General features: G+C 75.1%; 12 protein-coding genes. 5 read left to right on the top strand and 7 right to left on the bottom strand.

Annotated features, from left to right (window positions below):
* Nucleotides 1-5: 5 nt before the first annotated feature.
* Both OHB09_RS25155 and sepH read left to right on the top strand, forming a co-directional pair.
* Complete coding sequence (locus tag OHB09_RS25155; protein WP_050811307.1) at nucleotides 6-1,271, top strand: D-arabinono-1,4-lactone oxidase; 1,266 nt, start codon at nucleotides 6-8, stop codon at nucleotides 1,269-1,271.
* A gap of 377 nt (nucleotides 1,272-1,648) precedes the next feature.
* Nucleotides 1,649-2,683: a septation protein SepH gene (gene sepH, locus OHB09_RS25150; RefSeq protein ID WP_006142647.1), complete on the top strand. Its 1,035-nt coding sequence runs from the start codon at nucleotides 1,649-1,651 to the stop codon at nucleotides 2,681-2,683.
* A gap of 221 nt (nucleotides 2,684-2,904) precedes the next feature.
* Here sepH and OHB09_RS25145 read toward each other — a convergent pair whose 3' ends face one another.
* Nucleotides 2,905-3,780: a sulfurtransferase gene (locus tag OHB09_RS25145; protein WP_191889742.1), complete on the bottom strand. Its 876-nt coding sequence runs from the start codon at nucleotides 3,778-3,780 to the stop codon at nucleotides 2,905-2,907.
* 319 nt (nucleotides 3,781-4,099) lie between these two features.
* On the opposite strand from OHB09_RS25145, the gene OHB09_RS25140 reads away from it, so the two are divergent.
* The gene (locus OHB09_RS25140) at nucleotides 4,100-4,966 is read left to right on the top strand and encodes a VOC family protein (protein ID WP_328922564.1); all 867 of its coding nucleotides are present in this window, start codon (nucleotides 4,100-4,102) and stop codon (nucleotides 4,964-4,966) included.
* 54 nt (nucleotides 4,967-5,020) lie between these two features.
* Here OHB09_RS25140 and OHB09_RS25135 read toward each other — a convergent pair whose 3' ends face one another.
* Together OHB09_RS25135 and OHB09_RS25130 are read right to left on the bottom strand one after the other, a co-directional pair.
* Nucleotides 5,021-5,911, bottom strand: coding sequence for a hypothetical protein (locus OHB09_RS25135; protein ID WP_006142644.1), 891 nt, complete (start codon nucleotides 5,909-5,911; stop codon nucleotides 5,021-5,023).
* Nucleotides 5,908-6,279, bottom strand: coding sequence for a hypothetical protein (locus OHB09_RS25130; protein WP_139062990.1), 372 nt, complete (start codon nucleotides 6,277-6,279; stop codon nucleotides 5,908-5,910). The genes OHB09_RS25135 and OHB09_RS25130 overlap by 4 nt, the downstream gene beginning before the upstream one ends.
* Before the next feature lie 23 nt (nucleotides 6,280-6,302).
* Between OHB09_RS25130 and OHB09_RS25125 the strand changes: the two genes are divergently transcribed.
* On the top strand, nucleotides 6,303-9,206 hold the full coding sequence (locus OHB09_RS25125; RefSeq protein ID WP_328922563.1) for a CHAT domain-containing protein: 2,904 nt from the start codon (nucleotides 6,303-6,305) through the stop codon (nucleotides 9,204-9,206).
* A 47-nt stretch (nucleotides 9,207-9,253) separates the two neighbouring features.
* Nucleotides 9,254-10,414 (top strand): tetratricopeptide repeat protein, encoded by a 1,161-nt coding sequence (locus OHB09_RS25120; RefSeq protein ID WP_328922562.1) that lies wholly within the window; start codon nucleotides 9,254-9,256, stop codon nucleotides 10,412-10,414.
* Between the two features lie 79 nt (nucleotides 10,415-10,493).
* Here OHB09_RS25120 and OHB09_RS25115 read toward each other — a convergent pair whose 3' ends face one another.
* The 4 genes from OHB09_RS25115 to OHB09_RS25100 all read right to left on the bottom strand — a co-directional run bounded on the left by OHB09_RS25115 (nucleotide 10,494) and on the right by OHB09_RS25100 (nucleotide 15,923).
* A complete protein-coding gene (locus OHB09_RS25115; protein ID WP_328922561.1) occupies nucleotides 10,494-11,144 on the bottom strand; it encodes a thymidine kinase in 651 nt (216 codons plus the stop codon).
* A gap of 49 nt (nucleotides 11,145-11,193) precedes the next feature.
* Nucleotides 11,194-12,381, bottom strand: a complete 1,188-nt coding sequence (locus OHB09_RS25110; RefSeq protein WP_191889747.1) for an alkaline phosphatase family protein — start codon at nucleotides 12,379-12,381, stop codon at nucleotides 11,194-11,196.
* Nucleotides 12,381-12,968 (bottom strand): DUF5998 family protein, encoded by a 588-nt coding sequence (locus OHB09_RS25105; protein ID WP_006142638.1) that lies wholly within the window; start codon nucleotides 12,966-12,968, stop codon nucleotides 12,381-12,383. The genes OHB09_RS25110 and OHB09_RS25105 overlap by 1 nt, the downstream gene beginning before the upstream one ends.
* A gap of 84 nt (nucleotides 12,969-13,052) precedes the next feature.
* Nucleotides 13,053-15,923, bottom strand: a complete 2,871-nt coding sequence (locus OHB09_RS25100) for a bifunctional acetate--CoA ligase family protein/GNAT family N-acetyltransferase (protein WP_328922560.1) — start codon at nucleotides 15,921-15,923, stop codon at nucleotides 13,053-13,055.
* Between the last annotated feature and the right edge of the window lie 48 nt (nucleotides 15,924-15,971).

The raw sequence follows: 15,971 nt of genomic DNA, 5'->3' as shown, positions 1-15,971 counted from the left end.
GCAACATCACCGCCCGGCCCGCCCGCCAGGTCGCCCCCGCGTCGGTGGAGGAGGTCTCCTCCGCCGTGCGCCGCGCGGCCGAGGACGGGCTGCGCGTCAAGGCGGTGGGCACCGGTCACTCCTTCACCTCGATCGCCGCCACCGACGGCCTCCTGATCCGCCCCGATCTGCTGACCGGCATCCGGAGCGTCGACCGCGCGGCCGGCACGGTCACCGTCGAGGCCGGCACCCCGCTCAAGCGGCTGAACGAGGCCCTCGCGCGCGAGGGCCTCTCGCTCACCAACATGGGCGACATCATGGAGCAGACGGTCTCCGGGGCGACCGGCACCGGCACCCACGGCACCGGCCGCGAGTCGGGCTCACTGGCCGCCCAGATCCGGGCACTCGAAATGGTGACGGCCGACGGCTCGGTGCTGACGTGCTCACCCACGGAGAACCCGGACGTGTTCGCCGCCGCCCGCATCGGGCTCGGCGCCCTCGGTGTCGTCACCGCGGTCACCTTCGCCGTGGAGCCGGTCTTCCTGCTCTCCGCGCGCGAGGAAGGGATGCGCCTGGACCGGGTACTGGCCGAGTTCGACCAACTGTGGGCCGAGAACGAGCACTTCGAGTTCTACTGGTTCCCGCACACCGGCAACACCAACACCAAGCGCAACAACCGCAGCGCCGGCCCGCGCCGGCCGGTGCACTGGGCGAGGACCTGGTACGAGGACGAGTTCCTCTCCAACGGCCTCTTCCGCGCCGTCAACCACCTGGGCCGCGCGGTGCCCGCGACCATCCCCACGATCGCGAGGGTCGCCAGCCGGGGCATGCCCACGCGGACGTACACCGACCTCCCCTACCGGGTCTTCACCTCCCCGCGCCGCGTGCGCTTCATGGAGATGGAGTACGCCGTCCCGCGCGCCGCCCTGCCCGACACGCTGCGGGAGTTGAAGGCGATGGTGGACCGCTCGCCGCTGCGGGTCAGCTTCCCGGTGGAGGTCCGCACCTGCCCGGCCGACGACATCCCGCTGTCCACCGCCTCCGGCCGGGACAGCGCCTACGTCGCCGTGCACATGTTCCGCGGCACGCCGTACCAGGCGTACTTCACCGCCGCCGAGCGGATCTTCACGGCGCACGAGGGGCGCCCGCACTGGGGCAAGATGCACACCCGCGACGCCGAGTACTTCGCGGCGTCCTATCCGCGCTTCGGCGAGTTCACGGCGCTCCGGGACCGGCTGGACCCGGACGGCCGCTTCCAGAACGACTACTTGCGGCGTGTGTTGGGGAGATAGGTACCTGGCTCGCGGCACCTCGGGACGGCCTACCCACCGGACCCTCGGGAGCGCACTGTTCCCGAGAAGTCCGACGGCGTGGTGATCCACGAAGGTGGTCCGAATGGAGTACTGTTGCGAGCCCTGGGTCCCGGGTCCCATCAGGGTGTCCGGGACCGTGCTGGACCGCCGGGAGGGAGAGTGCGTTGCACAGAGTGACTGAGCTCGTCACTCAGCGTTGCGATCAGGTAACCGTGCCATAACGGCGTTTCAGGGCTCGCGCCCGACACGCCGGGCAACTCGGCAAGGTTGTGGCAGGCTGCACCCGGGCAGGCCACACTCGACTAGCGGAAGCAGCGACGCACGTGACGTCGGCAGGCACCACCCGGGAGGTCCCCATGCCCGAACTGCGTGTCGTGGCCGTCTCCAATGACGGCACACGGCTGGTGCTGAAGGCTGCGGACAGCACGGAGTACACGCTTCCGATTGACGAACGGCTCCGCGCCGCCGTGCGCGGCGACCGTCCCCGCCTCGGCCAGATCGAGATCGAGGTGGAGAGCCATCTCCGCCCCCGTGACATCCAGGCCCGTATAAGAGCAGGTGCCTCCGCGGAGGAGGTCGCCCAGCTCGCCGGCATCCCCGTGGACCGCGTCCGCCGGTTCGAGGGTCCGGTGCTGGCCGAGCGCGCCTTCATGGCGGAGCGGGCCCGCAAGACCCCCGTCCGCCGCCCCGGCGAGAACGCCGGTCCCCTGCTCGGCGAGGCCGTGCAGGAGCGACTGCTGCTGCGCGGCGCCGAGAAGGACACCGTCCAGTGGGACTCCTGGCGCCGGGACGACGGCACTTGGGAGGTTCTGCTCGTCTACCGGGTCGCGGGCGAACCGCACTCGGCGAGCTGGACGTACGACCCGCCGCGTCGCCTCGTGCAGGCCGTGGACGAGGAGGCGCGCTCGCTGATCGGCGAGTCCGAGGACCTCGCCGCGCCCGAGCCGAGCTTCCCGTTCGTGCCCCGGATCGCCCGGCTGCCGCGCGACCGTCCGCTGGACCGCGCCCTGGACCGGCAGACGGAGCGCCCCGTACTGCCCGCGCAGGTGCCCGAGCCCGAGGAGGGCGCGGGCGAACGCGACTCGCTGACCAGCCTGCTGGAGGCGGTGCCGAGCTTCCGGGGCGACCTGGTGGTCCCGGAGCCGCCCGCGGAGCCCGAGGACGAGCCCACGGAGGAACCCGCCGCGGAGGAGCCGCCGGCGCCGGCGGCCTCGGCCGGTTCGGCCTACGCCGATGTGCTGATGCCGCGTTCGGTGACCAGCCACCGCGACCGGCTGATCGGCTCCACCGACCGGCAGGCCGAGGCGGACGGCGTCCGCCCGGGCCGTCGGGCGGCCGTGCCGAGCTGGGACGAGATCGTGTTCGGCACCCGCCGCAAGAAGCAGGAGTAGCGGGAGCCGACACGGGGTCCGATCTGCTCCCTCGGTCCCCGTGGCACCTCGGCACGGTGGTCACCGACAGCCGGTCAACCCGGCGCCGTGGTGGCCACGTTCGTGTGGGGACCGATTTCCGGCTGACCGACCGGCAAGCCCCGGATGACGGAACGTCAAGCGCGAGGCGGGGCCCGTACCTCATCCGGTACGGGCCCCGCTTTCGTGTACGCGCTCCGCGGTCACTGCGGGTCGGGACCCACCGCCACCGGACGGCCGGGGTCGGCACTCCACTCCGACCAGGAGCCCACGTACAGCGCCGCCGGGACGCCCGCTACGGCGAGCGCCAGCACCTGGTGCGCGGCGGAGACGCCGGAGCCGCAGTACACGCCCACCTCGGTGCCCTCCGTGACACCCAGCGCCTTGAAGCGGTCGGCGAGTTCGGCGGCGGGCAGCAGCGTGCCGGCCGCGGTCGCGTTCTCCGTCGTCGGCGCCGAGACCGCGCCCGGGATGTGGCCGCCGACCGGGTCGATCGGCTCGACCTCGCCCCGGTACCGCTCCCCCGCCCGCGCGTCGAGCAGCACCCCGGTCCGGGCCAGCGCCGCCGCCCCGTCCGCGTCGAGCAGCGGGAGCGCGCCCGGACGCGGCCGGAAGTCGCCGGGCTCCGGCTCCTCGGCCCCGGTGGCCGACGGCCCGTCCCAGGCGGCGATCCCGCCGTCCAGCACCCGCACGTCCGGATGCCCGGCCCAGCGCAGCAGCCACCAGGCGCGCGCCGCCGCCCAGCCCTGGCCGCCGTCGTAGACGACCACGGGGCGGTCCTCACGGACACCGGCGGCACGCATGGCCGCGCCGAAGTGCTCCACGTCGGGCAGCGGATGACGCCCGGCCGGTCCCGGCGGCCCGGCGAGGTCCGCGTCCAGGTCCACGTAGACGGCGCCCGGCAGATGGCCCGCCGCGTGGGCGGCCCGGCCGTCGAAGGGGGCCTGACCGGAGGCCGTGGCGGTGCTCAGCTGCCAGCGGACGTCGAGCAGCACGGGCGCGGCGGAGCCGGCCGGCCGCTCCGGCGCGGGGTCCGCCAGGAGACCGGCCAGCTCGGATGCGGAGATGATGGCATTCATGGCGCCCATCCTCCCGCACGGGGTGGCCACTTCCCCGCGATCCGGCTACCCTTCCGGCCGGACGGTTCCGATCACCCCGCGTACGGGATCGGACACCATCTGTACAGCCGAACGTCACCGCGCGGCCATCGCCCGGCAACGGACGGGACATCGCACCCCCGAGGTCCCCCGCGGTGAGGCACCGACGACGGCGCGGCCCGGCAACGGACCCGACCCGCGGTGCGACCATCGGCACGAAGCGTGCACCGGCGCGACCGCGACAGGCCGCACGCAGGCGAAGCGGACCGGCCACCGCCAAGGGGCCGAGAAGAGAGTGACCATGACCGAGGCACGTCGGCCGGCCGGCCCGAACGGCACCGCGCCCGCCCGTCCCGCACCCGGCACACCCTGCTGGGTGAGCCTGATGGCGCACGGCACGGCCGCGACCCAGGACTTCTACCAGGAGCTGTTCGGCTGGAAGTTCCGTCCCGGCTCCGGGCGGCTCGGCCCGTATGTGCGGGCCCTGCTGGCGGGCCGGGAGGTGGCCGGCATCGGGCACATGCCGCCCGACCAGGAGCTCCCGGTGGCCTGGACGCCGTACTTCGCCTGCGAGGACGCCGACGCGACGGCGGAGACCGTGCGCCACTGCGGCGGCACGGTGGGCGTCGGCCCCCTGGACGCGGGTGCGGACGGCAGGATGGCCGTCGCCGTCGACCCGATGGGGGCGGTCTTCGGCATCTGGCAGCCGACGGTCCACGGGGGTGCGGAGCCGGCGGAGGGGCCCGGCACACCCGTGTGGAACGAACTGCTGACCTACGAGTCCACCGGGGTGACGAAGTTCTACCGCAACGTCTTCGGCTACGAGGACGGAGAGGAGGCGGAGACGGCGGAGGCGCGGGACCCGGCGGCGGACGTCGAGGGCACGGCCGGGCCCGCCGATGCGGCCGACCCCGTCGACCGGGTCGTCCTGCGCCGCCGCGGCCGCCCGGTCGCCACCGTGCGCGGGATGGGCCAGGCCCTCCCCCGCGACCGGGGCGCGCACTGGGTGACGTACTTCCGGGTGGCCGACGTCGACGCGGCCGCGGCCCGGGTGACGGCCCTGGGCGGGCAGGTCCTCGAACCGCCCCACGAGGGCCCGCACGGCAGGACGGCCACGGTCACCGACCCGGAGGGCGCGCTGTTCGCGCTGCTGCGGCGGCCGCGCTGACGAAGGCGGGAGCACCGACGGAGGCAGGCCGCCGCGAGAGCCGCGGCCCCATGCTCAGGTCCGCTTCCTCAGCAGTCCGGTGATCGCCGCGCCCGTCTCCTCGGTGAGCACGCCCTCGCAGGGGATGCCGAGTCGGTCCGCGAGCGTCCTGCCGTGCAGGTCGACGGCGGACTCGGCGAGGTCCGCGAACGCCGCCCCGGCGACCCGGGCGCGACGCCAGGCGGTGGCGGCCGTGACGACGCCGGCGAGCGCCGAGGGCCACCACACGAGGCCCACCGCGAGATAGCCGAGGGACCAGGCCGCCAGCCGGGTCGCGGCGGCGAGGCGGGCGCGGGCCGCGCCGATCTCCGTGCGGACGTCCTCGGGAAGCGTGAGCCAGAGCCGGGGCCACGCGGAGGTGAGGTCGAGCCGGTAGGTCTCCCAGATCCTGGTGTCCACGGCGGCCAGCCGGTCGCCCAGCCAGAACGACCGGGCCGGCCGGGCGAGGGCGATCCGGTTGCGCCGGGCGTTGCAGACGTGGGCCCGCTCCCGGGCGGCGGCCGCCTCCTCGGCGAAGGTGCGCGTGGCCGCCTCCAGCAGGGCCGCCTCGTAGTCCCTCCTGGCCTCGTCCCAGCGCCGTCTGCGCCGCTCGACCAGGCGCCGCGGGCGGTCGGCGAGCCACAGCCGCTCCAGGGCCGCGCCGAGGGCGCCGGCCGCCAGCCCCAGTCCCGCCGAGGCGGCCAGCAGCCCGGCCAGAGCGAGGACGAGGGTGCCCGTGTTGCGCAGCGCGGGTTCCGTCGACAGCCGGTCGAGGCGTTCGGTCAGTGGGCCGAGGCGGTACCAGTGCCGCTGTCCGAGCGTCGTCCCGGCGGCGGCCACGCACAGCAGCAGCGCGCCGGGGCCCAACAGCAGGGCCAGCCAGCGTTCGGCCAGCTTCCCGCCGAGCGCCTCCAGGAACTTGATCACGGCCGGAGCCTGGTCAGGGCCATCGGCCGCCGGTGCACCGGGCAGGGGACCGGCCGCGCGCCCGGCACCTCGACGCGGGCGCAGGTGCCGCCGGGGCAGGTGTGGACCTCCAGTTCCCGATGCCCGTCGCCCGCGCCCGGCCAGCCCTCGTAGGGCGAGCGGACCGGGCCGAGTCCCGCGGCGTGGCCGGCCCGCAACAGCGCGTCCTCCAGGTCGTCGAAGTCGTCCGCGAGTTCGTCCGGCGGGACGCCCGCGCGCACCCGCTCGACGATCGACTCCGCGAGTGCCCGTATCTCCGGCGTCACGCGCACCGCGTCACCGTCGAGGGTCAGGCGCCCGCACAACACCCCGAGTTGATCAGCCGTCACCGTACGGAGGATAGCCTCGTGGGGTGGCCCCGACACCCTTCGACGACGAGATCGCGCGGAACCGGCGCGAGGCCGCGCGGGGTTCGGTGAACGCGATGCACGAGCTGGCGATGCTGCTGCGCGAGCGCCACCGGCACACGGGCGACCCCGCCGACCTGCTGACGGGCATCGCCCAGCTGCGCACCGCCCTCGGGTACGTGCCGGACCACCCCGTTCGGCCGGTGCTGGTGGCCTCGCTGAGCGCCCTCCTGCTGGACCACTTCCCGTACTTCCGCGACCCGGCGGCGCTGCGCGAGGCACTCGACGGGCTCGAGGAGGCCCTGCCGCTGCTGGACGGGGAGAACCGGTTCGCGGCGGAACTGATGCGCGCCGACGCCCTTCTCCGGCTGGGCGAGACGACCCGCGACCGCGGCCCCGTGGACAAGGCCGTCGAGGCGGCGTCCCGGCTGCCCCGGGTACCGGCCGCGCTGCAGGTTCTGGGCAGTGCCCTGTACGTGCGGTACAAGGTGACCCACGCGCACGAGGACCTCGTCGGGGCGGCCGCGGTGCTGCGGGAGTGCCTGCGCCAGACGCCCGCCGACGCCCCCGAACGCGTGCTCCGCCTGGGCGAGTTGGGCAATGTGCTGCAGACCTCCGCGGAACACACGGGCGAGGAGAGCCTGCGCGAGGAAGCCGTGCGGTACCTGCGGGCCGTGGTGGAGGAGGTGCCGGAGACCTCGGCGGGTATGCCCTGGCACAAGGTCGACCTCGCCGCCGCGCTGCGGGACCGCGGCCGGCACACCGGAGACGTCGTGGCCCTGCGGGAGAGCGTGGCCCTGCTGGAGGAGGCCCTCGCGGCGGTCCCGCCCGGCACCGGCCCGTGGCACAACTTCTGCGAGAACCATCTGACCGCCGTGCACAGTCTGGTCGAGCTGACCGCCGACGTGGAGTTGCTGGACCGGGCGCTGGAGGTGGGCCGGGCCGCGTACGACGCGGGCGGCGGGGCAGGCGGGGGCGCCATGGTCCCGCTGCTGCTGGGCCAGTTGCACCATGTGCGGTACCGGCACACGCTCCGGCCCGCCGATCTGGAGCGGGCGGCCGCCCTGTTCGGCGAGGTCGTCGGCACGACGCCGTACGGCGGGGACGACCACGTGACCGCCCTGGCCGGTCTCGGCCAGGTGCGCTTCGCGGAGTATCTGGCGGGCGGCGACGCGGAGGCGCTGCGCGCGGCCGTGGTGGCACTGGGCAGTACCGTCCGGGCCTGCTCCCCCGACTCGCCCCGTCGTGCCGAGGCGCAGATCGCCCACGGCGAGGCGCTGGACGCGCAGTACGCGCTCGGCGGGGACCCCGGTGTGCTCGCGGCGGCCGGGCACGCCTACCGCGAGGCGGCGCGCAACGAGGCGGTGCCGCCGCTGACGCGGGTCAGGGCCGCCCGCGCCTGGGCACTCACCGAGGCGCGGGCGGGGAAGTGGCGGCGCGCCCGGGACACGTACGCGCTCGCGGTCGGCCTGCTGCCGCTCGTGGTGCCGCGGCGGCTGGCCCGGGCCGATCAGCAGCGGATGCTCGCCGAACTCGACGGTCTCGCCTCCGACGCGGCCGCCGCCGCGCTCGCCGCCGGTGATCCGGAGGGCGCGGTGCTGCTGCTCGAACAGGGTCGCGGCTTGCTGGGCGGGCAGGTGCTGCAGGGCCGCGACGACCTGTCCCGGCTGCGCACCGTGGCGCCGGACCTCGCCGGCCGGCTGCGCGAGACCTTCGACCTGCTGGGCCCCGCCGGGTACCTGCCGAACACGGCGGCGGACGTCCGGCACCGACTGGACCGTCGGCTGCAGGAGTTGCTGGACCGGGCGCGGGCGCTGCCGGGCTTCGGCGACTTCCTCGCCGCGCCCCGCCTCGCCGACCTGCTCGCGTGCGCGGAGGACGGTCCGGTGGTGCTGATCAACGTGAGCCGCTTCCGCGGCGACGCGCTGCTCGTGCGGTCCTCGGGGGTCACCCCGGTCGCCCTGCCCGGCGTGACCCCGGAGGCGGTGGCGGAGCGGGCGGCGGACTTCGGGGCCGCGCTCACCGCCTCGACCCGGCCGGGACCGGGGGAGGCGGAGGCCCAGACCGTCGTCACGGAGGTCCTCGGCTGGCTGTGGGAGGCGATCGCCGAGCCGGTCCTCGCCGCCCTCGGCCGCACCGGCGCGCCGGAGGGGGACCCGCCGCGTCTGTGGTGGTCGCCGGCGGGCAGGCCGGCCCTGCTCCCCCTGCACGCGGCGGGCCGCTTCCCGCGGGGCCCGGCCGTCCTGGACCGGGTCGTGTCCTCCTACACGCCGACCCTGCGCGCGCTGCGCCACGCCAGGACCCGGCACGACCAGGGGAGCGCGGCCGGCCCGGCGGACGGTGACCTCCTCGTCGTGACCGTCGGGGACGCGGCCGGGGCGCGGACACTGCGCGGGGTGGGCCGGGAGGCGCAGGACATCGCGGCGCTGAGGCCGGTCACGCGGCTGGACGGTGCGCGGGCGACGGTCGACGCGGTCCGGGCCGCGCTCACCTCGCACGCCTCCGTCCACATCGCCTGCCATGCGGCGAGCGACCCCGACGATCCCTCGGCCGGTCATCTCCTGCTGCACGACGGCCGGTTGTCCCTCCTCGACCTGTCCGGGCTGGAACTGTCCGGGGTCCGGCTCGCCGTGCTCTCGGCCTGCGAGACCTCCCTGGGCGCCCCTCGTATCCCGGACGAGAGCCTGCATCTGGTCTCGGCCTTCCAGCTCGCCGGCTACCCCCAGGTCGTCGGCACGCTCTGGCAGGTCAACGACCGTGTGGCCCGGCTCGTCTCGGTGGATCTGCACCGCGGGCTGAGGGCGGGCGAGGACGTGGCGAGGGCACTGCACCACGCCGTGCGGCGCTGCCGGGAGCGGTTCCCCGGGACCCCGACCCTCTGGGCCGCGTACCTGCATTCCGGGCGATGACCGGCAAAGGACTCCGCTTCGGGGCGGGGACGCGCGAAGCTGGGTGGGTGGCATTCTGGCGAAGGAAGACGACGGACCCGATCGACTCGACGGACACGGCGGGCGTCGCGGGCACGGCGGCCGGGCCGGCGAGGGCGAGCGAACACGTGGACGGTGCTTTCGGCAGCGCCGACATCACCGTGACCGAACGGCAGGGCGACGTGCCCCTGGTCGAGGTCAAGCTGACACCGACCCGGGAGTACGCGGCGGAGCTGGAATTCCTGAACAGCCGGGAGCGGCTCGGGCAGGGACACCCCGAGACACTGCGCGCGCTGCACGTGTGGGCGGTCGCCCTGGGCCGCCTCCCCGACCGGCGGGGCGATGCCGTCGACCTGCTGACCTGGCTGGTCGACTCCGCCGGCGCCGAACCCGAGCGGCGGCTTCTCGCGCTGAACGACCTCACCCGGCTCCTCCAGGACGAGGGCGGCTTCGTCCGGGCCGAACAGCGGCTGCGCGAGGCGCTGTCGGGCTGGGAACGACTGCGCGGCCAGGACGACGAGCAGACCCTCGGCATCGCCTCGAACCTCGCGCTCGTCCTGCTGCACCTCGACCGTCACGACGAGGCGGAGGGGCTCATGCGGGACACCGTGGCCCGCCGCACCCGCACCCTGGGCCCCGCCCATCCCTCCACGCTGAGCAGCAGGAACACCCTGGCGGGCGCCCTGCGCGGCTCGCCCGAACGGCTCGCGGAGGCGGAGCGCGAGTACCGCTCGATCCTGGCCGAGGACCCCGATCCCGCGTCCGAGACCTCCCTGAGCGCGCTCCACAACCTCGCCGCCGTCCTCACCCACCACGGCCGGCACGCCGAGGCCCTGGACATGTACCGGGAGCTGATCGAGGTCCGGGCCCGGCGGCAGGGCGAGGACCATCCGTCCACCTGGACCGCCCGGCACAACTACGCCGCCGTCCTGACGAAACTCGGGCAGACCGCGCGCGCCGAGGAACTGCTCACCGAGGTCGTGGAGGCACGTCGCCGGCTGTGCGGGCCCCGGCACACCTCCACCCTCGGCGCCCAGGTCGACCTCGCGGCGGCCAAGGCCAACCAGGGCCGGGCGGCCGAGGCGGTGCCGCTGCTGCGCGAGGCGATCGAGGGATACCGCGACACCCACGGTCCCGACCACCCCCGGGTGCGCCAACTCACCGGCCTCCTGCGGCAACTAGGGGGCTGAGGCGGGAGGGGGCTCCTCCTCGGCCGGAGGAGGGAGGGCCTTGCTCGACCGGAGCGCTTCCCCTCGGCCGGAGCCGGCGTCAGTCCGAGGACACCGGCAGCACGTCCGGTGACAGCGCCCCCGCGCGGGAGGTCGCGGCCGTCATGCGGCGGCGGTGGTGGCGGCGGCAGAGGACCTCGTAGCCGATCTCGTCGGGCGACTGGGCGACGTCGCCGACGACCACCTGGGCGCCCTCGACGACCATGACGCCGCCGACGGTGCGCGCGTTGTGCGTGGCGCGGGCGCCGCACCAGCACAGGGCCTCGACCTGGAGGACCTCGACGCGGTCGGCGAGTTCGACCAGCCGCTGGGAGCCGGGGAAGAGCTTGGAGCGGAAGTCCGTGGTGATGCCGAAGGCGTAGACGTCGATGCCGAGGTCGTCGACCACGCGGGCGAGCTGGTCGATCTGCACGGGGTCGAGGAACTGGGCCTCGTCGGCGATGACATAGTCCGCGCGGCCGCCCTTGGAGAGGTGGTCGACGAGGTAGGCGTACAGGTCCCAGCCGTCCTCGACCTCCACCGCGTCGGTGACCAGGCCGAGGCGGGAGGACAGCTTGCCCTCGCCCGCGCGGTCGTCCCGGGTGAAGATCACGCCCTGCAGACCGCGCGCCGAACGGTTGTGCTCGATCTGGAGGGCCAGCGTGGATTTCCCGCAGTCCATCGTTCCGGAGAAGAACACCAGCTCGGGCATGAGGGAACGGGCACCTTTCGGTGAGGGGCGCGGCCGGGACGGCGCGGGATCAGGAGCGTACTTCGAGCAGGGGGACCCACTGCTCGGCCGGGGTCATCGAGCCGTGGTTGCCGGCCATCGCCGACTCCTTCGGTTCCCGTTCGGAGGCGATGAGCAGGACGTCGTCGTGGGCGGCGGCGATGACGTCGCCGAGGCGCGGGCGGACCCGGGCCTCGACCTCGGGACCGAACCAGCCTGCCGCGATCGCCTCGTCCCGGGAGGCGACCCAGAACTGCTCGCCGAGCACCTCGCGCCAGCAGGCCAGGACGTCCTCCGCCGCGCCGGGCACCGCGTAGACGTGACGGGCGCGGCCCTCGCCGCCGAGCAGCGCGACCCCGGCGCGCAGCTCCCAGTCCTCGTCGAAGTCGATGCGGTGCTCCTCGTCGAACGGGATGTCGACCATGCCGTGGTCGGCGGTGACGTAGAGCGCGGTGCGTGGCGGGAGTTGCTCGGCCAGGCGCTGGACCAGGCGGTCGACGTGCATGAGCCGGCCGCGCCAGGTGTCGGAGTCGACGCCGTAGCGGTGGCCGGCGCCGTCCACCTCGGAGTAGTAGGTGTAGACGAGGGCGCGGTCGGCCGCGGCGAGCTGTTCGGCGGCCAGGTCCATGCGCTCCTCGCCGGAGAGCCGGCCGAGGAAGGTGCCGCCGCTGAGCGCGACCTTGGTCAGCGGGGTGTTCTCGAAGTTCGGGGCGGAGACCTGGGCGGCGTGCACACCGGCCTCGTGGGCGAGCCGGAAGACCGTGGGGTGGGGCTGCCAGGCGGCGGGCGGCGCCCAGGGCTGCCAGCGGAGCTGGTTCATCAGCGCGCCGGTGTCCGGATTGCGCACCGTGTAGCCGGGCAGTCCGTGGGCGCCGGGGGGCAGGCCGGTGCCGACGGAGGCCAGGGAGGTGGCGGTGGTCGCCGGGTAGCCGGCGGTGAGCGGGCGGCCGGTGCCGCCGCGCGAGGTGCCGAGCAGGGAGGTCAGGAACGGGGCCTCGTCGGGGTGCGCCTTGAGCTGCTCCCAGCCGAGGCCGTCGACGAGGAAGACGCAGGCGCGGTCGGCGGGGGTCAGCTCGGGGATCGTGGCGGTGGTGCCGGGTACCCCCATGCCCGCGGCCAGGGTGGGCAGCAGGTCGGCGAGCGAGCCGCTGCCGTACTCGGGGACGGGCGCCGACCGGAGGGCGAGGGGTTCGGGGTGGTCCCAGGCGGGCAGTGCCATTATCGGGTCGTGTCCGCGGTCGCCTCGGAGAGGGACTGCGCGAAGGCGAGCGTCTGCGCCACCGTCTCCGGTCCGTCCCCCGCCTCGCTCACGCGCAGGCTCAGGTCGTCGGCCGTCGAGCTGCCGGTGTAGCCGTGGTCGGCCTCGCAGTTGGGGTCGCCGCAGGCGGCCGGCTCCAGGTCGATGCGGGAGACGGCGCCCCAGCCGATGGTGAGCACGACCTCGCGGGGCGGGGTGCCCGGCTTGTACGACTCGGGGTTGGCGACGACGCGGCTGAGCACGACGGAGGAGATGCGGCCGATCTTCACGGACTCCGTGGAGGTGGTGGCGTAGGGCGTCGGCGAGGTGTCGTCGGCGGCCTGCTCGTCGGTGTGGCTGACGATGAAGCGGGTGCCGGTGAGGACGAGCACGGTGACGTGGCGGCGGACCTCGTTCTGGTCGAACGTGGTCTCCTGGTGGACCAGGTACGACCGGATGGGCTCGCCGCCCACGGCGGCCTCCACCGCCTCGGCCACGAGGGCCGGGTAGTAGCCGCTGCGCTCGATCGCCGTCCGCAGCCCCTGGGTCGTCGTACTGGTCTTGGCCATGACGTCCATCCTACGGGGGCGCGCCCACTGCCCGGCACCGCTCGTCACCGCCCTCCCGGGAGCCCCGGCCCGCCGGTGTACCGGTCAGTAGACCGGCAGGGTGCGGGGGCCGAGGTCGTCGCGGGCGGGCGGGGGCGCGAGTCGCAGGGTGGCGCCGAGCACGCTGGCCCCGTGCGGGGCGACCACGACCGGTTCCAGGGTGACGGCGACGACCTCGGGGTGGTCGTCGACCAGACGGGACAGGCGCAGCATGAGTTCCTCCAGCGCCGGGGTGTCCACGGGGGCCGAGCCGCGCCAGCCGAACAGCAGCGGTGCGGTGCGGATCGCGCGCACGAGCGAGGAGGCGTCCCGGTCGGTGACCGGGACCAGCCGGTGCGCGGTGTCGCCGAGGAGCTGCGAGGCCGCCCCGGCGAGCCCGAAGGACAGCACGGCCCCGGCGGCGGGGTCGATGACCGCCCGTACGACGGTGTCGACGCCGCGCGGTGCCATGCCCTGCACGACCGGGCGCAGCTCCTCGGGGCCGCCGAACAGCTCGGTCAGCTCGGTGTACGCGTGGCGCAGTTGCCCCTCGTCGGCGAGGTCGAGGCGGACGCCGCCGAGGTCGGCGCGGTGCCGCAGGTGCGGGGCGGTGGCCTTGAGGGCGACGGGGTAGCCGATCGTGCGGGCGGCCTCGGTGGCGGCGGCGAGGGTGGGGGCGGGCAGCGCGCGGTGCACGTGGATGCCGTAGGCGGCGAGCAGGTCGCAGGTGCGGTCGGGGTCGAGGGTGCGTCCCTGGCCGTCGCTGAGGAGCCGGGTGATGAGCCGGGCGGCGCCCTTCTCGTCGATGTCCTCGTACTCGGGCACCCGGCCCGGTTCGGCCGATTCCCGGCGCCACTGGGCGTACCGCACGGCCTCGGCGAGGGCCCGTACGGCCCGTTCGGCGGCGGGGTAGGCGGGGATGAGCCGGGAGCCCGCGGGCGGCGCGGGGACGGCGCGGGGCGGCTGCGGGGAGGGGGGTGCGGCGGGGGCGGGCCTCGTGGTGTGCGCGGCGGGCGGGTGGTCCGGCGGCTGCGGGAGGGCGGGCGCAGGGGGTGCGGAGGGCTGGGGGCCCGTGCCGGCCGCCGCCGAGAGGGCCTCCGCCAGGCCGCCCAGTTCGACGTGGACCACCATGACCGGCTTCGCGGGGGCTTCGCTCGCGGCGGAGCGGAGGGCCTCGGCCAGGGCGGCGTCCGCCGAGGCGTCCTCCCCCACCGTGGGGATGGCCGTGACGACCACGGCGTCGCAGCCGGGGTCGGCGAGCGCGTGGGACAGGGCGGCGTGGAAGTCCTCCGCGCTCGCGCCCGTGGTCAGGTCCAGCGGGGGCAGCGGCCGCAGCCCCTCGGCCAGGCAGGCGTCGTAGGTCAGCAGGCCCAGCGACTCCGAGTTGCCGAGGATCGCCACCCGGGGGCCCGCGGGGAGGGGCTGCCGGGCGAGCAGCAGTCCGGCGTCGACCAGTTCGGTGATGGTGTCGACGCGGATGACCCCGGCCTGCCGCAGCAGCGCGGACACCGTGGCGTGCGGCAGCCGGGTGCCGCGTACCGCGTGACCGGTCGGGGTGCCGCCGTGCCGGGCGCCCTGGACCACCACCAGGGGCTTGACCGCGGCGGTGCGCCGGGCGAGCCGGGTGAACTTGCGGGGGTTGCCGATGGTCTCCAGGTACATGAGGGCGACGTCGGTGTCCGGGTCGTCGTACCAGTACTGGAGCACGTCGTTGCCGGAGACGTCGGCGCGGTTGCCGGCCGAGACGAACGTCGAGACGCCGGTCACCCCGGTGACGCCCCCGCCGCGCCGGTGCAGCCGGGAGAGCAGGGCGATGCCGATGGCACCGGACTGGGCGAACATGCCGATCCGGCCGGGGCGGGGCATCTCGGGCGCCAGGGAGGCGTTGAGGCGGACCTCCGGCGAGGTGTTGACGACGCCGAAGGCGTTGGGGCCGATGATGCGCATGCCGTACGTCCGCGCATGGCGGACCAGCGCGCGCTGCCGTTCGCGCCCTTCGGGACCGCTCTCGGCGTATCCGGCGGAGAGGACGATCAGGCCCTGCACGCCGTGTTCGCCGCACGCCGCGACCACGTCGGGGACCCGCTCGGCGGAGACGGCGACGACGGCGAGGTCGACCGGGCCGTCGATCTCGCGCACGGAGCGGTGCGCGGGCACCCCGTCGATCTCCTCGAGGTCCTCGGCGAAGGCCGTGTTGACGGCGTGCAGCCGCCCGGTGAACCCGGCGTCCCTGAGGTGGCCCAGCACACTGCGGCCCACCCCGCCGGGGGCCCGGCCGACGCCGACGACCGCGACCGAGCCGGGCGCGAGGAGCCGGTGCACGGACCGGGCCTCGGCGCGCTGTTCCCGGGCGCGCTGCACGGCCAGCGAGCGGTCGGTCGGCTCCAGGTCGAACTCCAGGCGGACGACGCCGTCCTCGAAGCTGCGCTTCTGGGTGTATCCGGCGTCCGTGAACACCTTGATCATCCGGGTGTTGGCGGGCAGCACCTCGGCGGCGAAGCGGCGGATGCCGCGCTCGCGGGCGACCGCCGCGATGTGCTCCAGGAGAGCGGAGGCGACGCCCCGGCCCTGGTGCGCGTCCTGCACCAGGAAGGCGACCTCGGCCTCGTCGGCAGGTCCGGTGGCGGGGCGGCCCTCGGCGTCGATGCGGTCGTAGCGCACGGTGGCGATGAACTCGCCCCCGACCGTGGCCGCGAGCCCCACGCGGTCGACGAAGTCGTGGTGGGTGAAGCGGTGCACGTCCTTGGCGGACAGCCGCGGGTACGGGGCGAAGAAGCGGTAGTACTTCGACTCCTCGGACACCTGTTCGTAGAAGCTGACCAGGCGCTCGGCATCGTCCACCGTGATGGGCCGGATCCGCGCGGTGCCGCCGTCGCGCAGCACCACGTCGGCCTCCCAGTGGGCGGGATACTCGTGCCGGTCCGACGGGCTCTGCATGGGCCCCAGCGTACGGCCCGGCACCGACAAGCACGCGTCCCGGAGCCG

This window comes from Streptomyces griseoaurantiacus, assembly GCF_036189845.1.
Taxonomy (GTDB): domain Bacteria; phylum Actinomycetota; class Actinomycetes; order Streptomycetales; family Streptomycetaceae; genus Streptomyces; species Streptomyces griseoaurantiacus.
The sequence above is the reverse complement of the archived record's forward strand: the minus strand, read 5'-3'. Positions and strand labels throughout refer to the sequence as shown.

Excerpts from the sequence above, each read along its gene's own strand:
- sepH (WP_006142647.1), top strand. The coding sequence starts at position 1,649 with ATGCCCGAACTGCGTGTCGTGGCCGTCTCCAATGACGGCACACGGCTG.
- OHB09_RS25145 (WP_191889742.1), bottom strand. The coding sequence starts at position 3,780 with ATGAATGCCATCATCTCCGCATCCGAGCTGGCCGGTCTCCTGGCGGAC.
- OHB09_RS25140 (WP_328922564.1), top strand. The coding sequence starts at position 4,100 with ATGACCGAGGCACGTCGGCCGGCCGGCCCGAACGGCACCGCGCCCGCC.
- OHB09_RS25115 (WP_328922561.1), bottom strand. The coding sequence starts at position 11,144 with ATGCCCGAGCTGGTGTTCTTCTCCGGAACGATGGACTGCGGGAAATCC.
- OHB09_RS25110 (WP_191889747.1), bottom strand. The coding sequence starts at position 12,381 with ATGGCACTGCCCGCCTGGGACCACCCCGAACCCCTCGCCCTCCGGTCG.
- OHB09_RS25105 (WP_006142638.1), bottom strand. The coding sequence starts at position 12,968 with ATGGCCAAGACCAGTACGACGACCCAGGGGCTGCGGACGGCGATCGAG.
- OHB09_RS25100 (WP_328922560.1), bottom strand. The coding sequence starts at position 15,923 with ATGCAGAGCCCGTCGGACCGGCACGAGTATCCCGCCCACTGGGAGGCC.